Origin of the sequence: Allobosea sp. R86505 (genome assembly GCF_042466375.1) — a bacterium.
Taxonomy (GTDB): domain Bacteria; phylum Pseudomonadota; class Alphaproteobacteria; order Rhizobiales; family Beijerinckiaceae; genus Allobosea.
On sequence record NZ_JAXHPY010000001.1, the window covers coordinates 631,336 to 648,486 of the forward strand.

The following is a 17,151-nucleotide window of genomic DNA, read 5'->3' on the forward strand; positions in this document are numbered from 1 at the left end:
GATGGCGACGTCATCATGGCAGGGGATGTCATTCCGGGGCTTCGCGAAGCGAAGAGCCCGGAACCCACGACCGGGTGATCGCTTGACGCCACCGGCCGTCGAACAACCCAGTCGTGGGTTCCGGGTTCATGCCTGCGGCATGCCCCGGAACGACAGCCCTACTCTCTCACTGGAAGGGCGGGGTGAAGAGCAGGCCGCCCTTGGTCCAGAGCTGGTTCTGGCCACGCTCGAGCTTCAGGCCCGAGCCCATGCCGACGGTGCGCTCGAAGCTCTCGCCGTAATTCCCGACCTGCTTGATGGCGTTGTACATCCAGTCGTTGGAGAGGCCCATCATCGCGCCGAAATTGCCCTCGGCGCCGAGCAGGCGGCGGACTTCCGAGTTCTTGGAGCTCGCCTTCATCTGGTCGACATTGGCGGAGGTCACGCCCAGCATCTCGGCGGCGATGGTGCCGTTCAGCACCCAGCGCACGATCAACTGCCAGCGCTCGTCGCCCCAGCGGGTGACGGGGCCCTGCGGATCGTTCGAGATCGGCTGGGTCAGGATGATGTGGTCGCCGGGGACCTTGAGCTTGACGCGCTGGCCGGCGAGTGCGCCGACGCCGGCGGTGTAGGCGTCGCAGCGGCCGGCATCATAGGCGGCGATGGCGTCGTCGTTCTTCTGGAAATTGGTGATGGTGACCTTGAGGTTGCGCTCCAGGAACCAGTCGGAGGCGTTCTTCTCCTCGGTCGAGCCGGCGGCGACGCAGACCGAGGCGCCGTCGAGATCGGCCGCGCTCTTGGCGTTGGTCGCCTTGCGGACGATGAAGGTCTGGCCCTCGTAGAAATTGATGCCCTGGAAGTTCAGGCCCAGCGAAGCGTTACGCGAGAAGGTGATGGTCGAGTTGCGCGAGAGCAGGTCGACCTGGCCCGACTGCAGGATCGGCCAGCGCTGCTGCACCGAGGTCGGCGTGAACTTGACCTTCTTGGCATCGCCGAGGACGGCGGCGGCCAGCGCCTTGCAGTAGTCGACGTCGAGGCCGGTCCACTCGCCCTTGTCGTCGGCGAAGGAGAAGCCGGGCAGACCGAGATGCACGCCGCATTCGATATGGCCGCGGGCCTTGATCGCGTCGAGCGTCGGGCTCGGGGCGAGCTGCTGGGCGCTCGCCAGGGAGGCGGTCGCCGCCAAAGCGGCGGTGGCCGCCAGAACTGTCTTCATCATCGTGGTCTCTCCCCCGGGCCCATCATGGCCGTCGGCTTCTCGAAGGGCGCGACTATGCAACAGCCGGGCCGGCAGCGGTAGAGCGGCGGGCGGCGTTTTTCAGCTGCCGAAGACGGTGTTGAGCTGGCTGCCGACCATGATGAAGGTGGTGCGCTTGGGCACCTCCTTCAGCCGGACAGCGCCGATATAGGTCATCGCCGAGCGCACGCCGCCCATCAGCTCCTGCATCGTGCCCTCGACCGGGCCGCGATAGGGCACCTCGACGGTCTTGCCCTCGGAGGCGCGGTATTTCGCGACGCCGCCGGAATAGCGCTTCATCGCCGTGTCCGAGGACATGCCGTAGAAGGTCATGCCGACGGGCACCTTCTCGCCGTCGCGTTCCTCGTAGCGGATGTCGCCCTCGCATTCGTCATGGCCGGCGAGCATGCCGCCGAGCATCATGAAGTCGGCGCCGGCGCCATAGCCCTTGGCGAGGTCGCCCGGCACGGTGACGCCGCCATCGCCGCAGACCAGGCCTTTCAGCCCATGGGCGGCATCGGCGCATTCGATGATGGCAGACAGCTGTGGATAGCCGACGCCGGTCATTTTGCGGGTGGTGCAGACCGAGCCGGGGCCAATGCCGACCTTGACGATGTCGGCGCCGGCCAGGATCAGGGCCTCGGTCATGTCGCCGGTGACGACGTTGCCGGCCATGATGACGGCATCGGGATACTCGTCCCGGGTCGCCTTGACCGTCTCGACGAACTTCTCGGTGTAGCCATTGGCGACGTCGAGACAGATCTTGCCGATCGGCGATTGGGCGTGGACGCGGGCGAGCTTGTCATGGTCCGCCTCGGTGGTGCCGAGCGAAAAGAAGGCGTTGACCGATTCCGGCTCGCGGAAGAAGGCGGCGAGTTCGTCGGGCCCGTAATGCTTGTGCAGCGCCACCATCGCGCCGTGGCGGAACAGGGCGCGCGCCATCGGTATGGTGCCGACGACGTCCATGTTCGCCGCGATCAGCGGGAAGCCGGTCCAGTCCCGCCCGGTATGGGCGAAGCGGAAAGACCGGAAGACATCGACCTCAGCGCGGCTGCCGAGAGTCGAGCGCTTGGGACGGATCAGGACGTCGCGGAAATCGAGCTTCGGGTCGTTCTCGATGCGCATCGGCAATTCCCTCGTGTCGGATTTCGGCACGCGCGCAGGAGAGGCCGGATCGGGCCCGCGTGCGCCGATTCATAACCCCGGTGACGGTCGCCGGGCAATCCGCGACAGGGCGACCTTCAGGGCGTGGCCGGCTCGCGGGGAAGGGTCCGCGCGTTCTTGCGGATGGTGTAGAGCGTCGCGCCGACCACGATTCCTGCCCCGATCCAGGTCGAGAGTTCCGGGATCTCGGCGAAGAAGACGAAGCCGGTCAGGCTCGCCAGGATCAGGCGGCTGAAGTCGAGCGGGGCGAGCGCTGCCGCCTCGCCGACCTGATAGGCCCGCGTGATCAGCCATTGCCCGGCCGTGCCGAACAGGCTGAGCACGATCAGCCAGGACCATTGCGTGGCATCGGGCGGGACCCACCAGAGCCAGGTCGGAACCGCCAGCGCGACCATCATCACCATGCCCTGCCAGATCAGGATCGTGTCGGTGCGCTCGGTCGCGGCGAGCATCCGGACGCTGACGGTGATGCCGGCATTGAGCAGCGCGCCGGCCACGGCGAGGAGGGCGAAGGTGTCGAGGCCATCACCGCTCGGCTTGAGCATGACGAGTACGCCGACGAAGCCGATCACCGTCGCGATCCAGCGGCGGGCGTCGACCACCTCCTTCAGCACGATGACGGCGGCGATGGTGACGAAGAGGACCTGGCTGAAGCCGATCGCCGTCGCCTGCGCCAGCGGGATGTGGATGACGGCGGTGAAGCCGCACAGCATCGCGGTGAGCGTCAGGACGCTGCGGACGATCTGCAGACCCGGCCGGCGCGTGCGCAGCATCGGGCGCAGGCCGCCGCGCGCGACGCAGAGCAGGACGAGGCTCATCACGATCTGCCGGATCAACAGAATCTGCACCAGCGGGATCACCCCGCCGACATGCTTGATGGCGCCGACCATCACCGCATAGACCAGCAGCGCCGCCATCATATAGGCCGAGCCGCGCAGATTGGGGCTCGCGGTGCCCCACCAGCGCGTCAGGCGGACCCGCGCGGACGGCCCGCCTTCGGCCGCCGCGACAGCGTCGGGAGCGGGGCCGGGGATCGTTTCCTTCGCTCCGATAGGCTCCGCCGGATCGAGGATGCGTGGGGGTGCCTCGGTCTCGGTCGACCCCTCTCCGTCCGCCGGGCGATCTTCGCGCCCGGTCTGCCGTTCTTCGCTCATCGCCCTCGACCGTCGGCCTCGGGCGTCGAGGCCCGGCCGGGAATCCCCGGACGAGTGATCGATGAAATCGCGGAGTCACGCCAGAGCCGGCCGCACATGCCGGGGTTGTGTCGCGGCGATGCGCCGGACGGGCAGATGCGGCATGTCCCGTGCGGACTTTCGCGTCCCTGCCGTGCGGTCTAGGAGGGCACCGCATCGCCATACGCCGGAGCCTGCATGACGGCCGCTTCCCGATCCGCTTTCCCGAGCCCGCGCCCGGCCGGCGCGCCGCGCGTCGCGAACCGGGCGGGCCGTCTTCGGTGAGAACCCTGCTGAACGACTTCGCCGAGGGCCTGCGCGGCCTTCATCCGGCCCGCTTCCCCTATCGGCGCTTCGCACTCGCGCTGCTGATCGGCGGCGTCGGCGGCTATCTCTTCGTGCTGGCGCGGCTGCCCTTGCCCTGGATGCTCGGTTCGATGGTGGCCTGCACGGCGGCCGCGCTGCTGCGCTGGCCGGTGGCGGCGCCCTCCGTGATCCGCCCGCCGATGACGATGGTGATCGGCGTGATGCTCGGCGCTGGATTCAGGCCGGAGGTGATCGCGCAATTGCCGAACTGGCTGCCGACGCTGGCGGGCCTCGTGCTGTTCATGATCGCCTGCGCCGTCGCCTGCGTCGCCTATTTCCGCAAGGTCGCGGGTTTCGACCCCGTCACGGCGTTCTTCGCGGGGATGCCGGGCGGCCTGATCGAGATGGTGACGCTGGGCGAAGAGAAGGGCGGCGATGCGCGCATCATCGCGCTGATCCACTCCGCCCGCATCCTGCTGGTGGTGATGACGCTGCCTTTCATCGTGCAGTGGATCGGCGGCGTCGCGATCGGCGGCAACCGCGTGGCCGGGCCTTCCGTGTTCGAGACGCCGCTCTCGGCCGAACTCGTCCTGCTCGCCTGCGGCGTGGCGGGGATCGTGCTGGGCGAATGGCTGCGGCTGCCGGCCAAATTCCTGCTCGGGCCGATGATCGTCAGCGCGATCGTCCACGTCTCGGGCCTGAGCGACTCGGTGCCGCCCTTCGAGATCGTCAACGCCGCCCAGCTGATCCTCGGCATCACCATCGGCTGCCGCTTCGTCGGCACGGCGCCGCAAACCATCCTGCGGGTGCTGGCCCTGTCCGCCGGCTCGACCGTGATCCTGCTGTCGCTGACGCTCGCCTTCGCCTGGCTGGTGGCAAAGGTCTCGGTACATGGGCATGTGCCGCTGATCCTGGCCTATTCGCCCGGTGGGCTGGCCGAGATGAGCCTGATCGCGCTGGCGCTGCACACGGAGGTGGCCTTTGTCGCGGCGCACCACATCATCCGGGTCTTCCTGGTGATGATCACGGCCGGCCCACTCTTCGGGCGGACGGTCGGGCGCGGCGCCAAAGACGCCGGGAAGGGCGGTGGGACGCAGCCATAGGTGCGTCCCGCTTGCCGGCCCGCCGCGTTACGCCTCGTTGACGACGAAGCCGCGCAGCTTCTGTGCCTGGTCGCCGAGGGCCGCCGTCGCAGTCGCGAGATCGCTCTGGCCGACGGCACCCTCACGCAGGACCAGGACGATGTCGTCGGCGACTTCGGCGAAGCGCTGGGCGAGGCCATCCGTGCCGACCGCCCCGCCATCGATGACGATCGGCCCGAAGCGACGCGCACGGTTGAGGAAGCCGCTTTCGATCTGCTGCACGGACACCAGATCGGCCCGGCCGACGCGCGGCAGGAAGAACAGGCCGGTACCCTCGTCCTGAAGCGCCGCGCGGACCAGTCCGACCCGGCCGGTGACGATGTCGTGCAGCCCCGCCACCGCCTCCGGCGCGAAGACGCGCGTCAGACTGTCCTCGCCGGCGCCGGCATCGACCAGCATGGCGGGCAGGCCGGCGAGGGCCGCATCGAGGGCCAGATTGAGCGCCAGCGTCGAGGCGCCCGCGTCCGGTCGCAGGCCGAGGACCAGGATCCGGCGCCGGTCGGGCTCGGAGCCCCCTCCGGCGAGCGCCGTCCGCACCGCCCGGACCGCCTTGGCGAAGCCGGCATTGGGCTTGTCGAGCACATCGACCAGATGGGTCTTGGCCTGGAACACCGAGCGCACTTCGCCGTCGTCGCGCCGCCAGCGGCGGTGGCGGACGGCTGGCAGGTTCGCCAGCAGTGGCGCCGCGGCCGTGCGCAGCAGATCGGGGACGCGCTCGGTCTGGCCGCCCTGGATCGAGACGAAGCGGCGCCAGCCCGCCTTCGGCGCGGCGGGCGGCTGCATGGGAGACGCGACCGGCGGCACGGCCATCAGCGCGCCGGCCGCCGGTTTCGCCTCGGGCACAGGTGTGGGTGTGGGAGTGGCGGTCGCGACGGCCGGCTCCGCAGGCTCGGCGGTCCGGCGCGGCGCGGGGCGCGGAAGCGTGCCGAACAGGGCGAGCCCGAGCGCCAGAGCGACGCCGACCCCGCCGCCGGCGATCCCGCCGAGAACGGCGAGCGTGCGCCGGCTGATCCCGCTCTTCTCCAGCGGCGGCATCGCCGCGCCGATGACGCGGGCATTGGTCGTGTCGATGCCGGCGAGCTCGCCGGTTTCCCGCGCGCGGCGCAGGAAGGCGTCGTAGACGACGCGCGAGGATTCGACCTCGCGCTCCAGTTCGCGCAGCTCGACGGAGGCGCGGCCGGCCGCATATTGCGTGGCGGTCAGTCGCTCGACGCGCAGCGAGAGCTGGCGCTCCGCCTCGATCGCCCGGTCGAGCTCGACCTTGGCCGAACGCGAGATTCGCGACAATTCGTCGGCGATCTGCCGGCGGGCGTCGCGGGTCTGGGCCTGCACGGCGGCGAGCGCGGGGTGGCGGGCGCCGAGCGAAGCCAGCAGGTCGGCCTCGCGGGCCAGGGTGGCGCCGAGCTGGGCGCGCAGGGCCGTCATGGTCTGGGAGGCGACGGCCTCGGGAATCGCGCCGGCCTCGATGCCGGCCGGGCGCGCGGCGATGATCTGGTCATATTTGGCGCGCGCCTCGGTCAGCCGCGTGCGGGCCGCAACGAGCTGGGCGTTGTTGAGGGTGAGCTGCTCATCCGTCATCGAGCGGCCGGCGCCGACGCCGACGATGTTGTTGGCCTCCTTGTAGCGCTCGGTCTTGTCCTCGGCGGTGCGCAGGCGGTTGCGCAATTCCTCGAGACGCGCGGTCAGGGCGTTGGTCGCGCGCTGGGCTGCGTCGGCGCGCACCGTCGCCTGGTTCTCCAGATAGGTCTCGGCCAGCGCATTGGCGATGCGGGCCGCCTTGTCGGCCTCGCGGGCGGTCACGGAGATGTCGATGACGAAGGTCCGCTCGCCGCGCCGGACGGTGACGTTTTTGTCCAGGACCGCCAGCGCATAGACGAGCCCGTCCCGCGAGGGGGCACCGCGCCCGGGCAGCCACCCCAAGAGCAGCTGCGACAGGCCCGAGCGCGGAGCCTCGCCGCCGAATTCCGGGTCCTTGTCCAGGCCGAGACTCTGGACAACCGGCGTCTTGATGCTGTCGGAGGCAATGATGCGGGCCTGGCTCTCTAGATAGCTGGTGATCGAGGTCGGGTCACCGCCGGTCACGTTGGGCGAGACTTCGTTCTGCAGCACGCGCAGGTCGCGCGGATCGATGAAGAGCTGTGCCGTGGAGACGTATTTCGGCGGAACCATGAGGCTGGCCAGCGCCGCCAGCACCGCACCGACGACCGCGGCCAGTACGATCAGCCCCTTGCGCGCCCAGAGCGTGCGGACGAGCCAGACGGGATCCGTCAGGCGGGAGACGATCTCGGGGGCGGCGGCGGCCACGACGCGGCGGCGGTCGCGGGGCTCCTGGCCCGGCTCCGGCTCGCTGACGACGGTCTCGGTGGTGAACATGCCGCTACGCTTCACTCTTCAGGTCCTCGCCCGCGGATCGCGGGGCCCGAGGCGTCGCCCAAGCCGAGGGGTCGCGGGCGACCTCGCAGCGCATCGGTCCGGCGATGTGTCGGTCCGGTTCAAGCTGTCGCATGGGCCAGGACGGTTCCGTTTCGTTTAGGGTCGCTCAACGCCTCTCGGCTAGGACATCGTGGACGGACCGTCCGAGGCAGGCACATGCCGGGCCAGACGCCCCGAGACAGACGCGCGCGTCGCGAAACGGACCCCATGCTGCCAGACCGCGCCGCCATCCTCGCCTACCTCACCATCCTGAGCGGCTCCGCCGGCAGGCTCGTCATCTCCCTTGTCTACTTCCTCATCGTTGCGAATACGTTGACCCTCGGCGATTTCGGCCTGTTCGCGACGGCCTCCGCCACGGGGCTGATCCTGTCGCGGCTGCTGGCCTTCGGATTCGTCTCGCCGGTCTATCGGATCGCCACCGTCAAGCCGCGGCTTCTGGGGGCCTATCTCGCCGGTTTCGCCGGCCTTTCCCTCGCCTCGCTGCCGCTCATCCTGCTCGCCGCGGCGCTGGTCTACGCGCTGCTGTTTTCCGGGAAGCTGGCGATCCTGCCCTTTGCGCTGATCCTGCTGGCCGAGATCCTGGGCTGGCGGCTCGTCGAGGTCGTCGCCATCGTCAACAACGGGCTGCGGCGCTTCCGGCAGTCCGCCCTGCTCGTCATCATCGGCTCGTCACTGCGCACGCTGGCGGCCCTGCTGTTCGTAGGCCTCGGGCACCGCAGCCTGGAGATCTGGGTCTTCGTCTATCTGGCCGCGACGATGGCGGGGATGATCGTGGCGCTCGTCTTCTTCCTGCCGAGGGCGCGCCTGCGCTTCGCGCAGCGGCTCTATCCGCGCCGGATGGCCGACGCGGTCTATGCCAGCGCGGCGGAGATCGTGTTCTACGCCCAGGCCGAACTCGACAAACTCCTGGTGCTGGCGCTCGCCGGCGAGCGCTCGGCCGGGCTTTACGTGATCGCGTTGCGGGTGATCGACCTCACCGCCATGCCGATCCGCAGCTTCAACCAGATGCTGGTGCAGAAGATCATGACCGAACGCGGCCTGACGGGCGGGCCGCGCCGGCTCGCGCTGATCGAGTTCGGCATCGCAGCGGTCTCTATCGCCGGCCTGGGGGCCGTGATCCTCATGCTGCAGCCTTTCCCGGGGCTGCTTGGCCGCAATGTTTCAGAGGCCGCCTATCTTTTCCTGCCGATGCTGCTGGTGCCGGCCTTCCGCAACCTCGTCGAATACCACGCCGAGCTGCTCTATGCGCGCGAGCGCACCGGATCGCGCATCGCCCTTCTGTGCGCGATCACCGCGCTGAAGGCGGCGCTGCTGTCCTGGGTCCTGCTGCGGTTTGCCGCCGATGATGGCTGGGCGCCCTGGCTCAACCTGGTGTTCGGGCTGGTCTACGCCCTGTCGGCCGCCGTGACCTACCGGCTGCTGGCGCAGGGACCGGCTGCCCCGGCAGCCCCCCTCAGGAAGCGCTGAACCGCGGCCCGACAGCGCACCGGCCCCGTCCCCGCCGGATAGGGGAACAGAATTCCGATCGAATTAGCGGTTCCCACGCTTTCGCCTCCTGCTTTAGGGTGCGCCTCCAACGAGTCAGGGGCCGACAATGAACCAGATCGATCTGCAGGGAAGAACCGCCATCGTCACCGGAGGGGCGCAGGGCATCGGCCGCGCCGTCGCGGAGCGGTTCGCCGCCAGCGGTGCCCATGTCGCGATCTGGGATCTCGACGGCGACCTCGCAGCCAGGACGGCGGCCGAGATCGGCGGGACGGCGACCGGGCTTGGAATCGACGTCACCGATGCGCAGGCCGTGAAGGCCGCGGCCGACGCGCTGGAGGCCCGGCAGGGCAGCGTCGACATCCTCGTCACCAGTGCCGGCATCGCAGGCGCCAATCTGAAGACCTGGGAGTATCCGCTCGACGAATGGGCGCGGGTGATGAAGCTCAATGTCGACGGCACGCTGCATTGCTGCCAGGCGGTGATCCCGGGCATGATCAAGCGCAATTACGGGCGGCTCGTGCTGGTCGCCTCGATCGCCGGCAAGGAGGGCAACCCCAACGCCTCGGCCTATTCGGCCTCGAAGGCGGCGGTGATCGCGCTGACCAAGTCGCTCGGCAAGGAGCTGGCGACGCAGGACATCGCGGTCAACTGCATCACGCCCGCCGCCGCGCGCACCCGCATCTTCGACCAGATGACGGAGGAGCATATCGGCTACATGCTCGCCAAGATCCCGCGCGGGCGCTTCCTGCTGCCCGAGGAGGTCGCCTCGATGGTGGCTTTCCTCGCCTCGGCCGAGAACAGCTTCACCACCGGCGGCGTCTTCGACCTGTCGGGCGGCCGGGCGACCTACTAGGATCGATCGATGGCTGCCTCGCTTCCCTCCGCCGCGGTGCTGGGCGCGCGTGCCTTCGCCGCGCTCGAAGGCCTCAACCGCTTCACCGACGAACCCGGCAAGCTGACGCGGCTCTATCTCTCGCCCGCCCATCGGCAGGCGGCGGAGTGGACGAAGGGCGCGATGGAGGTCGCGGGGCTGACCGCCTTTATCGACGCGGCGGGCTCCGTTCAGGGCCGGCGCGAGGGGCCGGTGCCGGGCGAGCCTTCCGTCATGATCGGCTCCCATATCGACACGGTGAAGGATGGCGGGCGCTTCGACGGCAGTCTCGGAGTCGTTGCCGGAATCCTCGTGGCTCAGGCCCTGCGCGACGCCGGCATGTCCCTGCCCTTCGCGCTCGAAGTCGTCGCCTTCGGCGACGAGGAGAATGTCCGTTTTCCGACACATCTCTCAACCTCCGCCGCGCTGGCAGGCGGTTACGATCCGGCCTGGCTGGAGACGCGCGACGCGGACGGCGTGCGACTGTCCGATGCGCTCCGGGAGTTTGGCGGCGACCCCGGCGGCATCGCTGCGCTCGCGCGCAGGCGCGGCTCGGTCAAGGCCTATCTCGAACTGCATATCGAACAGGGGCCGGTGCTCGAGGTCGAGAACGAGGCCGTCGGCATCGTCACCGCGATCAACGCGCAACGGCGCGCGCGCATCCGCGTGACCGGCGAGGCGGGCCATGCCGGCACCGTCCCGATGAACCTGCGCAAGGACGCGCTGACCGCGAGCGCCGAGATGGCACTGGCGCTGGAGACGATCGCCGCCGCCCATGAGCAGGCCGTCGGCACGGTCGGAGTCTTCCAGGTCAGCCCGGGCGCAGCCAATGTCGTACCCGGCAGGGTCGAGTTCACGGTCGATTTTCGCAGCCCGTCCAACGCGGTGCTGGGGAACATGGAGGCCGCGATCCGCAGTGGTTTCGGTGAGATCGCCTCTCGGCGCGGCGTCGGGATCGACATCGACGTCTATACAAATGCGCCGGCCGTGCCGATGGACTCCGATCTCCAGGAAGCGCTGGCCGCAGGCGTCGCGCGGGCGGGCGGCAATGCCGCGGCGCGGCACCTGCCCTCGGGCGCGGCCCATGACGCGATGGCGATGGCGGCGCTCTGTCCCGCCGCCATGCTGTTCGTGCGCAACGAGAAGGGCATCAGCCATTCCCCGCTGGAGGCCATGACGGAGGCCGATGCCGGCATCGCGATCCGGGCTCTGCTCGAGGCCGTGGTCGAACTGGCGCGTCGCGCCGGCTGATCCCGATCAAGGCCGGGCGCGACACCGCGTGCCATTTGCCGCGGTCGGCACGAGGCCTAAAAGGCGCAGGCCGCAGGAGTCTGGCGATGGACTACGAGACATTTTTCCGCACGGAGCTGGACGGTCTGCGCCGCGAAGGCCGCTATCGCGTCTTCGCCGATCTCGAGCGCAAGGCGGGCCAGTTCCCGCTAGCGACCTATCATGGCGAAGGCGGTCCCCGCGCGATTACTGTCTGGTGCTCCAACGACTATCTCGGCATGGGCCAGCACCCGGCCGTGCTGGCGGCGATGCACGGAGCGCTCGATTCCTGTGGCGCCGGGGCTGGCGGCACCCGCAACATCGGCGGCACCAACCATTACCACGTGCTGCTGGAGCAGGAGCTGGCCGATCTGCACGGCAAGGAAGCCGCGCTGCTGTTCAACTCGGGCTACATGTCGAACTGGGCCTCGCTCGGCACGCTCGCCTCGCGCATCCCCGGCTGCGTCGTGCTGACGGATGCGCTCAACCACGCCTCGATGATCGAGGGCATCCGGCATTCGCGGGCAGAGCGGCAGATCTTCGCTCATAACGACCCCGACGATCTCAGACGCAAGCTCGCCGCGCTCGATCCCGCCCGGCCCAAGCTGATCGCCTTCGAATCGGTCTATTCGATGGATGGCGACATCGCGCCGATCGAAACCTTCTGCGACATCGCCGCGGAATTCGGCGCGATGACCTATATCGACGAGGTCCATGCGGTCGGCCTCTACGGTCCGCGCGGCGGCGGCGTCTGCGAGCGCGACGGCCTCAGCCACCGGCTCGACGTGATCGAGGGCACGCTCGCCAAGGCCTTCGGCGTTATGGGCGGCTATATCGCGGGCTCAGCGGCCTTGTGCGACTATGTCCGCAGCTTCGCCTCCGGCTTCATCTTCTCCAGTTCGCTGCCGCCGCCGGTGGCGGCAGGCGCGCTCGCCGCGATCCGCCATCTCAAGACCAGCACGATCGAGCGCGAGCGGCATCAGGATCGCGTCGCCACATTGCGCCGTTGCCTGGACACGGCAGGCATCCCGCACCTGCCCAACCCCAGCCATATCGTGCCGGTGATGGTCGGCGACCCGGTTCTCTGCAAGGCCGTGAGCGACGAATTGCTCGACCGCTTCGACATCTATGTCCAGCCGATCAACTACCCGACCGTGCCGCGCGGCACCGAGCGGCTGCGGATCACGCCCTCGCCGCTGCATTCCGACGCCGACATCGACCATCTGGTGGCGGGGCTGAGCGCGATCTGGGGACGGGTGGGGCTGAAGCGGGCGGCCTGACAGGCGCGTTTCACGTGAATCGCCGTATCCGCGAGGCCCCGGCCGCGCGTCCGGCACGCTGCGCCCCTTGATACGGCGCGCAGGGCTGAACATGTTGGCGACTCACGCCGCGCCAAATGCCGAGGCCCCAGCCCGATGTCCGACACCAGCAGCCCACCCCTGATGCACGCGACGACCATCCTGATGGTGCGCAAGAGCGGGCGGGTCGTGATCGGCGGCGATGGCCAGGTCTCGCTCGGCCAGACCATCATGAAGGGCAATGCCCGCAAGGTGCGCCGCCTCGCCAAGGGCGCGGTGATCGCAGGCTTCGCCGGCGCCACCGCAGACGCCTTCACGCTGTTCGAGCGGCTGGAAACCAAGCTGGAGCAGTATCCGACACAGCTTCTGCGGGCCTGCGTCGAGCTCGCCAAGGACTGGCGCACCGACCGCTATCTGCGCCGGCTCGAGGCGATGCTGCTCGTCGCCGACAAGGAAGTGTCCCTCCTGATCTCGGGCACGGGAGACGTGCTGGAGCCGGAATCAGGCGAGCATGGCTCGGTGATGGCGATCGGCTCCGGCGGCAACTACGCACTCGCGGCGGCGCGCGCGCTGATCGACGTCGAGACCGATGCCGAGGCGATCGTGCGCAAGGCCATGAAGATCGCAGGAGACATCTGCGTCTACACGAACCATTCCCTCGTCATCGAGACACTGGACACGCCATGATCGTCGAGGAGGATCTCCAGGCCGCCGTCGCGGAGGGCATCATCGACCAGGCGCAGGCCGTGCGGATCACGCATCTGGCGCGGTTGCGGATTGACGCCAAGACGGCAAACCCGCCGCGCCTGGGCGACAGCGTCACTGCCGAGGCCGGCCGCGCCATCGACCCCGACGACGAGCGCTTCCGGCTGATCGGCGGATTCAACGACGTCTTCGTGGCGATCGGCGTCGGGCTCCTGGCCGGCGCGCTGCTCGGCCTGTCGCGCGTCGTCGGTTTCGGGGATGCCTTTTCCGCCGTCGCGCTGATCGCGGCCTGGGGGCTGAGCGAGGTCTTCGCGCGGCGGATGCGGCTGGCGCTGCCGTCGATCCTGCTGGCGACGATGTTTTGCGCCTCGGCCTCTTTGCTGGTCGCGCAGCTGGCGGCCGATCGCGGCCTGCCTTCGATCCTCTATGGCGGCTGGGTGCTTGCCGCCCTCGCGTTCTCCGGCGCAGCCCTGCTGCATCACTGGCGTTTCCGCGTGCCGATCACCATGGCCCTCATGGCGGGCGGGGCCATCGGCGCGGTTCTGGCGCTGGTGTCGGCGCTCGCGCCGGCCCTGGCGCAGGATTATCTCAACCCGATCCTGGCCCTTTGCGGCCTGTCCGTCTTCGCGCTTGCGCTGCGGCTGGACATGCGCGATCCGCGCCGCCTGACCCGGCGTTCGGACGCCGCCTTCTGGCTGCATCTGCTGGCGGCGGGGCTGATCGTGCATCCGGTCTTCCGGGGCATGGTCGGTGCCGCCGGCAGCTTCACCACCGGGACCTCGCTCGTCGTGCTCGGCATCTTCGTCGTGCTCGGCATCATCGCGCTGGTGATCGACCGGCGCGCCCTGCTCGTCTCGGCGCTGAGCTATGCCGGCATCGCGGTGGCCTATCTGATCTCGCAGAGCGTCTCGGGCGATCTCAGTCTCCCGCTGGCTCTGCTAGGACTGGCCGTGCTCGTTCTGGCCCTCTCCGCAGGCTGGCGGATGCTGCGCCGGCTGCTGGTGCCGGCGCTGCCGCTCGGGCGCTGGCGCGAGAGACTGCCTCCGATCGACGCGACACCGGCATGAGCGCCACGATACCGGCCGGCTCCCCACACGCTTCAGGACAAGCGGACATCATGACCTCCTTCTCCCCCCGCGAGATCGTCTCCGAGCTCGACCGCTTCATCGTCGGCCAGAACGACGCCAAGCGTGCTGTCGCGATCGCGCTGCGCAACCGCTGGCGGCGCCAGCAGCTCGAAGGGCCGCTGCGCGAGGAGGTCAGCCCTAAGAACATCCTGATGATCGGGCCGACCGGCTGCGGCAAGACCGAGATCGCGCGCCGCCTCGCCAAGCTCGCCAACGCGCCCTTCCTCAAGGTCGAGGCGACCAAGTTCACCGAGGTGGGCTATGTCGGCCGCGACGTCGAATCGATCGTGCGCGACCTCGTCGAGATCGCGATCGCGCTGGTGCGGGACACGCGGCGCAAGGACGTGCAGGCCAAGGCGCATGTCGCGGCCGAAGAGCGCGTGCTCGATGCACTGGTCGGAGTCAATTCCAGCCTCGCCACCCGCGAGTCCTTTCGCCGGAAGCTGCGCGCCAACGAACTCGACGACAAGGAGATCGAGGTCGAGATCGCGGCGGGCAGCGGCGCGTCGGCGCCGATGTTCGAAGTTCCCGGCATGCCCGGCGCCTCGATCGGCGCGATCAATCTCTCGGACATGTTCGGCAAGGCCTTCGGCCAGAAGGGCAAGCCGCGACGCATCCTGGTGAAGGACGCCTATGGGCCGCTGCTGACGGAAGAGAGCGACAAGCTGATCGACCAGGAGGCGATCGTGCAGGCCGCGATCCGCGAGGTCGAGAACAACGGCATCGTCTTCCTCGACGAGATCGACAAGATCTGCGCGCGCGAGGGCAAAAGCGGGGCCGACGTCTCGCGCGAGGGCGTGCAGCGCGACCTGCTGCCGCTGATCGAGGGCACGACGGTGGCGACCAAGCATGGCGCGGTGAAGAGCGACCACATCCTGTTCATCGCCTCGGGTGCCTTCCATGTCTCGCGCCCCTCCGACCTGCTGCCGGAGCTGCAGGGGCGCCTGCCGATCCGCGTCGAGCTGTCGCCGCTGGACGTCGACGATTTCCGGCGCATCCTGACCGAGACCGAGGCCAGCCTGATCAAGCAGACGGTGGCGCTGATGGCGACGGAAGAGGTCACCGTCGATTTCACGCCCGACGCGATCGATGCGATCGCGCGCATCGCGGTGGATGTGAATTCCACCGTCGAGAACATCGGCGCGCGCCGGCTGCAGACCGTGATCGAGCGCATTCTCGACGACGTCTCCTTCACCGCGCCCGACCGCTCGGGCGAGACGGTGACGATCGACGCCGCTTATGTGCAGTCGCGCATCGGCGATCTCGCGAAGAACGCCGATCTGAGCCGGTTCATCCTGTAGCCGGCCGTTGAAGGGAAGGGCGGCGATGCCGGCGGAACCCGCGAAGCTCGCCCGCAACTCGCTCGTCGTCGGGCTGGCGACGGTTTTGTCGCGCCTCCTCGGCTTCGCCCGCGACATGCTGATCGCGCGGATGCTGGGCGCCGGGCCGGTGGCGGACGCCTTCCTCGTCGCCTTCCGCCTGCCCAATCTGATGCGCCGCGTGCTGGGCGAAGGTGGGCTGAACGCGCCCTTCGTGCCGGTCTATCTCGATCTGCGGTCCGTGGAGGGTGCGCAGGCCGCGCGGCGCTTCGTCGGCGAGGCCTTCGCCTGGCTGGCCCTCGGCGTCGGTGCCGCCACGGGACTCGGCCTGCTGCTCGCGCCCTGGCTCGTTCTCGCCATCGCAGGCGGATTCCACGACGCGCCCCAGACCCTGGCGATGGCGACGGCCTATACCCGGATCGCGCTGCCCTTCGTCGCCTTCACGACACTCGCTTCGCTGCTCGCCGCGGTGCTGAATTCGGAGGGCCGCTTTCTCGTCGCCGCGCTGGCGCCCTCCTTGCTCAACCTCGTGCTGATCGCCGCCCTGATCGTCGCGCTGACGACCGGCATGCCCTCGGCGCAAGGGGCCGCGCTGATTGCGGCTGCGGTCAGCCTCGGCGGTGCGCTGCACCTGCTGATGGTCGCCGTCGCCCTGTGGCATGGCGACATGCCGCTGGTGCGGCCCCGCCTGCGCTGGTCGCCGGCGATGACGCGGCTGCTGCGGCTCGGCGGCCCGGCGCTGCTGGCGGCCTCGACCTCCCAGCTCGTGCTGCTGGTCTCTACGCAGATCGCCTCGGTGCAGCCCGGCGCGGTGTCCTGGCTTTACTATGCTGATCGGGTCTTCCAGCTGCCGCTCGGTTTCGTCGCGGTGGCGATGGGCGTGGTGCTGCTGCCCGCCATCGCGGTCCGCGAGACCAGCGGCGACGAGGCCGGGCGCCGCGACATGATCGACCGAGCACTGGTTCTGGGCCTGGCCCTCGCCATTCCGGCTGCGATCGCGCTCGCCTGGCTCGCCGACCCGATCATTTCCGTCCTGTTCGAGCGCGGTCGCTTCACCGAGATCGACCGAATCCGGACGGCCGATGCGATGCAGGCTTTCGCAGCCGGTCTGCCCTTCGCCGTCATCGCCAAGGTCTTCGCCCAGGTTTATTTCGCCCGCCAGACGCCGCGGCTGCCGCTCTATGCCGGGCTGGCGGCGCTCGGCGTCGCGATCCTGGCTGGCCAGGTCGGCGCCCTGCCCAGCCCCGCGACCAATGCCGCGGCGGCGGCGAGCCTCGCCTTCGTCACGCAGGCCTGCGTGCTCGGGGGTTTTCTCGCGCGCGACCAGCTGTGGCGGCCGCGCCTCCCGTTGCTCTGGCCGATCCTCGCCGTGGTCGCGGCGAGCCTCGCCATGGCGGCGGCGCTCGCCGCGCTGACGCCCTGGCTGACCGAAAGCCTGTCGACCCAGTCGACGCTGCTGCGGCGCGCGGCCGCGCTGGGCGCCCTGTGCTGCGGTGGCGGCCTCGTCTATGCCGCGGCGGGACGGGCTCTCGGAGCCTTCCGGCTGCGCGAACTCGGCCGCCTCGGCAAGCCGCTCTGACGCCTGCGGCCAGGCTTGCCCTTGCGCCCCGCGCAGGCTTCGGCCAGAACGCGGCACTCCAG

At 69.4% G+C, this 17,151-nt stretch carries 13 protein-coding genes; 9 read left to right on the top strand and 4 right to left on the bottom strand.

The window, feature by feature from the left end:
• Positions 1-166: 166 nt before the first annotated feature.
• From SJY11_RS03015 to SJY11_RS03025, 3 genes are all read right to left on the bottom strand, one after another.
• The gene (locus tag SJY11_RS03015; RefSeq protein ID WP_376984973.1) at positions 167-1,198 is read right to left on the bottom strand and encodes an amino acid ABC transporter substrate-binding protein; all 1,032 of its coding nucleotides are present in this window, start codon (positions 1,196-1,198) and stop codon (positions 167-169) included.
• Positions 1,199-1,297: 99 nt separating this feature from the next.
• Positions 1,298-2,341: a GMP reductase gene (locus SJY11_RS03020; protein WP_376984974.1), complete on the bottom strand. Its 1,044-nt coding sequence runs from the start codon at positions 2,339-2,341 to the stop codon at positions 1,298-1,300.
• Between the two features lie 116 nt (positions 2,342-2,457).
• Positions 2,458-3,534 (bottom strand): DMT family transporter, encoded by a 1,077-nt coding sequence (locus SJY11_RS03025; protein WP_376984975.1) that lies wholly within the window; start codon positions 3,532-3,534, stop codon positions 2,458-2,460.
• 299 nt (positions 3,535-3,833) lie between these two features.
• Here SJY11_RS03025 and SJY11_RS03030 point away from each other — a divergent pair, with 299 nt between their 5' ends.
• Positions 3,834-4,961, top strand: coding sequence for an AbrB family transcriptional regulator (locus SJY11_RS03030; protein ID WP_376984976.1), 1,128 nt, complete (start codon positions 3,834-3,836; stop codon positions 4,959-4,961).
• Positions 4,962-4,988: 27 nt separating this feature from the next.
• Here the strand turns inward: SJY11_RS03030 and SJY11_RS03035 are convergent, their stop codons facing one another.
• Positions 4,989-7,373, bottom strand: coding sequence for an exopolysaccharide transport family protein (locus SJY11_RS03035; protein WP_376984977.1), 2,385 nt, complete (start codon positions 7,371-7,373; stop codon positions 4,989-4,991).
• A 267-nt stretch (positions 7,374-7,640) separates the two neighbouring features.
• On the opposite strand from SJY11_RS03035, the gene SJY11_RS03040 reads away from it, so the two are divergent.
• The 8 genes from SJY11_RS03040 to murJ all read left to right on the top strand — a co-directional run bounded on the left by SJY11_RS03040 (position 7,641) and on the right by murJ (position 17,089).
• A complete protein-coding gene (locus SJY11_RS03040; RefSeq protein ID WP_376984978.1) occupies positions 7,641-8,900 on the top strand; it encodes a lipopolysaccharide biosynthesis protein in 1,260 nt (419 codons plus the stop codon).
• A gap of 127 nt (positions 8,901-9,027) precedes the next feature.
• Positions 9,028-9,774: an SDR family NAD(P)-dependent oxidoreductase gene (locus SJY11_RS03045; RefSeq protein ID WP_376984979.1), complete on the top strand. Its 747-nt coding sequence runs from the start codon at positions 9,028-9,030 to the stop codon at positions 9,772-9,774.
• 9 nt (positions 9,775-9,783) lie between these two features.
• Positions 9,784-11,043 (top strand): allantoate amidohydrolase, encoded by a 1,260-nt coding sequence (locus SJY11_RS03050; protein WP_376984980.1) that lies wholly within the window; start codon positions 9,784-9,786, stop codon positions 11,041-11,043.
• 86 nt (positions 11,044-11,129) lie between these two features.
• The gene (gene hemA, locus SJY11_RS03055) at positions 11,130-12,341 is read left to right on the top strand and encodes a 5-aminolevulinate synthase (protein ID WP_376984981.1); all 1,212 of its coding nucleotides are present in this window, start codon (positions 11,130-11,132) and stop codon (positions 12,339-12,341) included.
• 135 nt (positions 12,342-12,476) lie between these two features.
• A complete protein-coding gene (gene hslV / locus SJY11_RS03060; RefSeq protein ID WP_376984983.1) occupies positions 12,477-13,046 on the top strand; it encodes an ATP-dependent protease subunit HslV in 570 nt (189 codons plus the stop codon).
• Complete coding sequence (locus tag SJY11_RS03065; protein WP_376984984.1) at positions 13,043-14,131, top strand: DUF2339 domain-containing protein; 1,089 nt, start codon at positions 13,043-13,045, stop codon at positions 14,129-14,131. Before hslV ends, SJY11_RS03065 begins: the two co-directional genes overlap by 4 nt.
• A 50-nt stretch (positions 14,132-14,181) precedes the next feature.
• Complete coding sequence (gene hslU, locus SJY11_RS03070) at positions 14,182-15,492, top strand: ATP-dependent protease ATPase subunit HslU (protein ID WP_326912502.1); 1,311 nt, start codon at positions 14,182-14,184, stop codon at positions 15,490-15,492.
• A 25-nt stretch (positions 15,493-15,517) separates the two neighbouring features.
• Positions 15,518-17,089 carry a murein biosynthesis integral membrane protein MurJ gene (gene murJ, locus SJY11_RS03075; RefSeq protein ID WP_376984985.1) on the top strand — a complete coding sequence of 524 codons (1,572 nt, stop codon included), beginning with the start codon at positions 15,518-15,520 and terminating at the stop codon, positions 17,087-17,089.
• Positions 17,090-17,151: the final 62 nt, after the last annotated feature.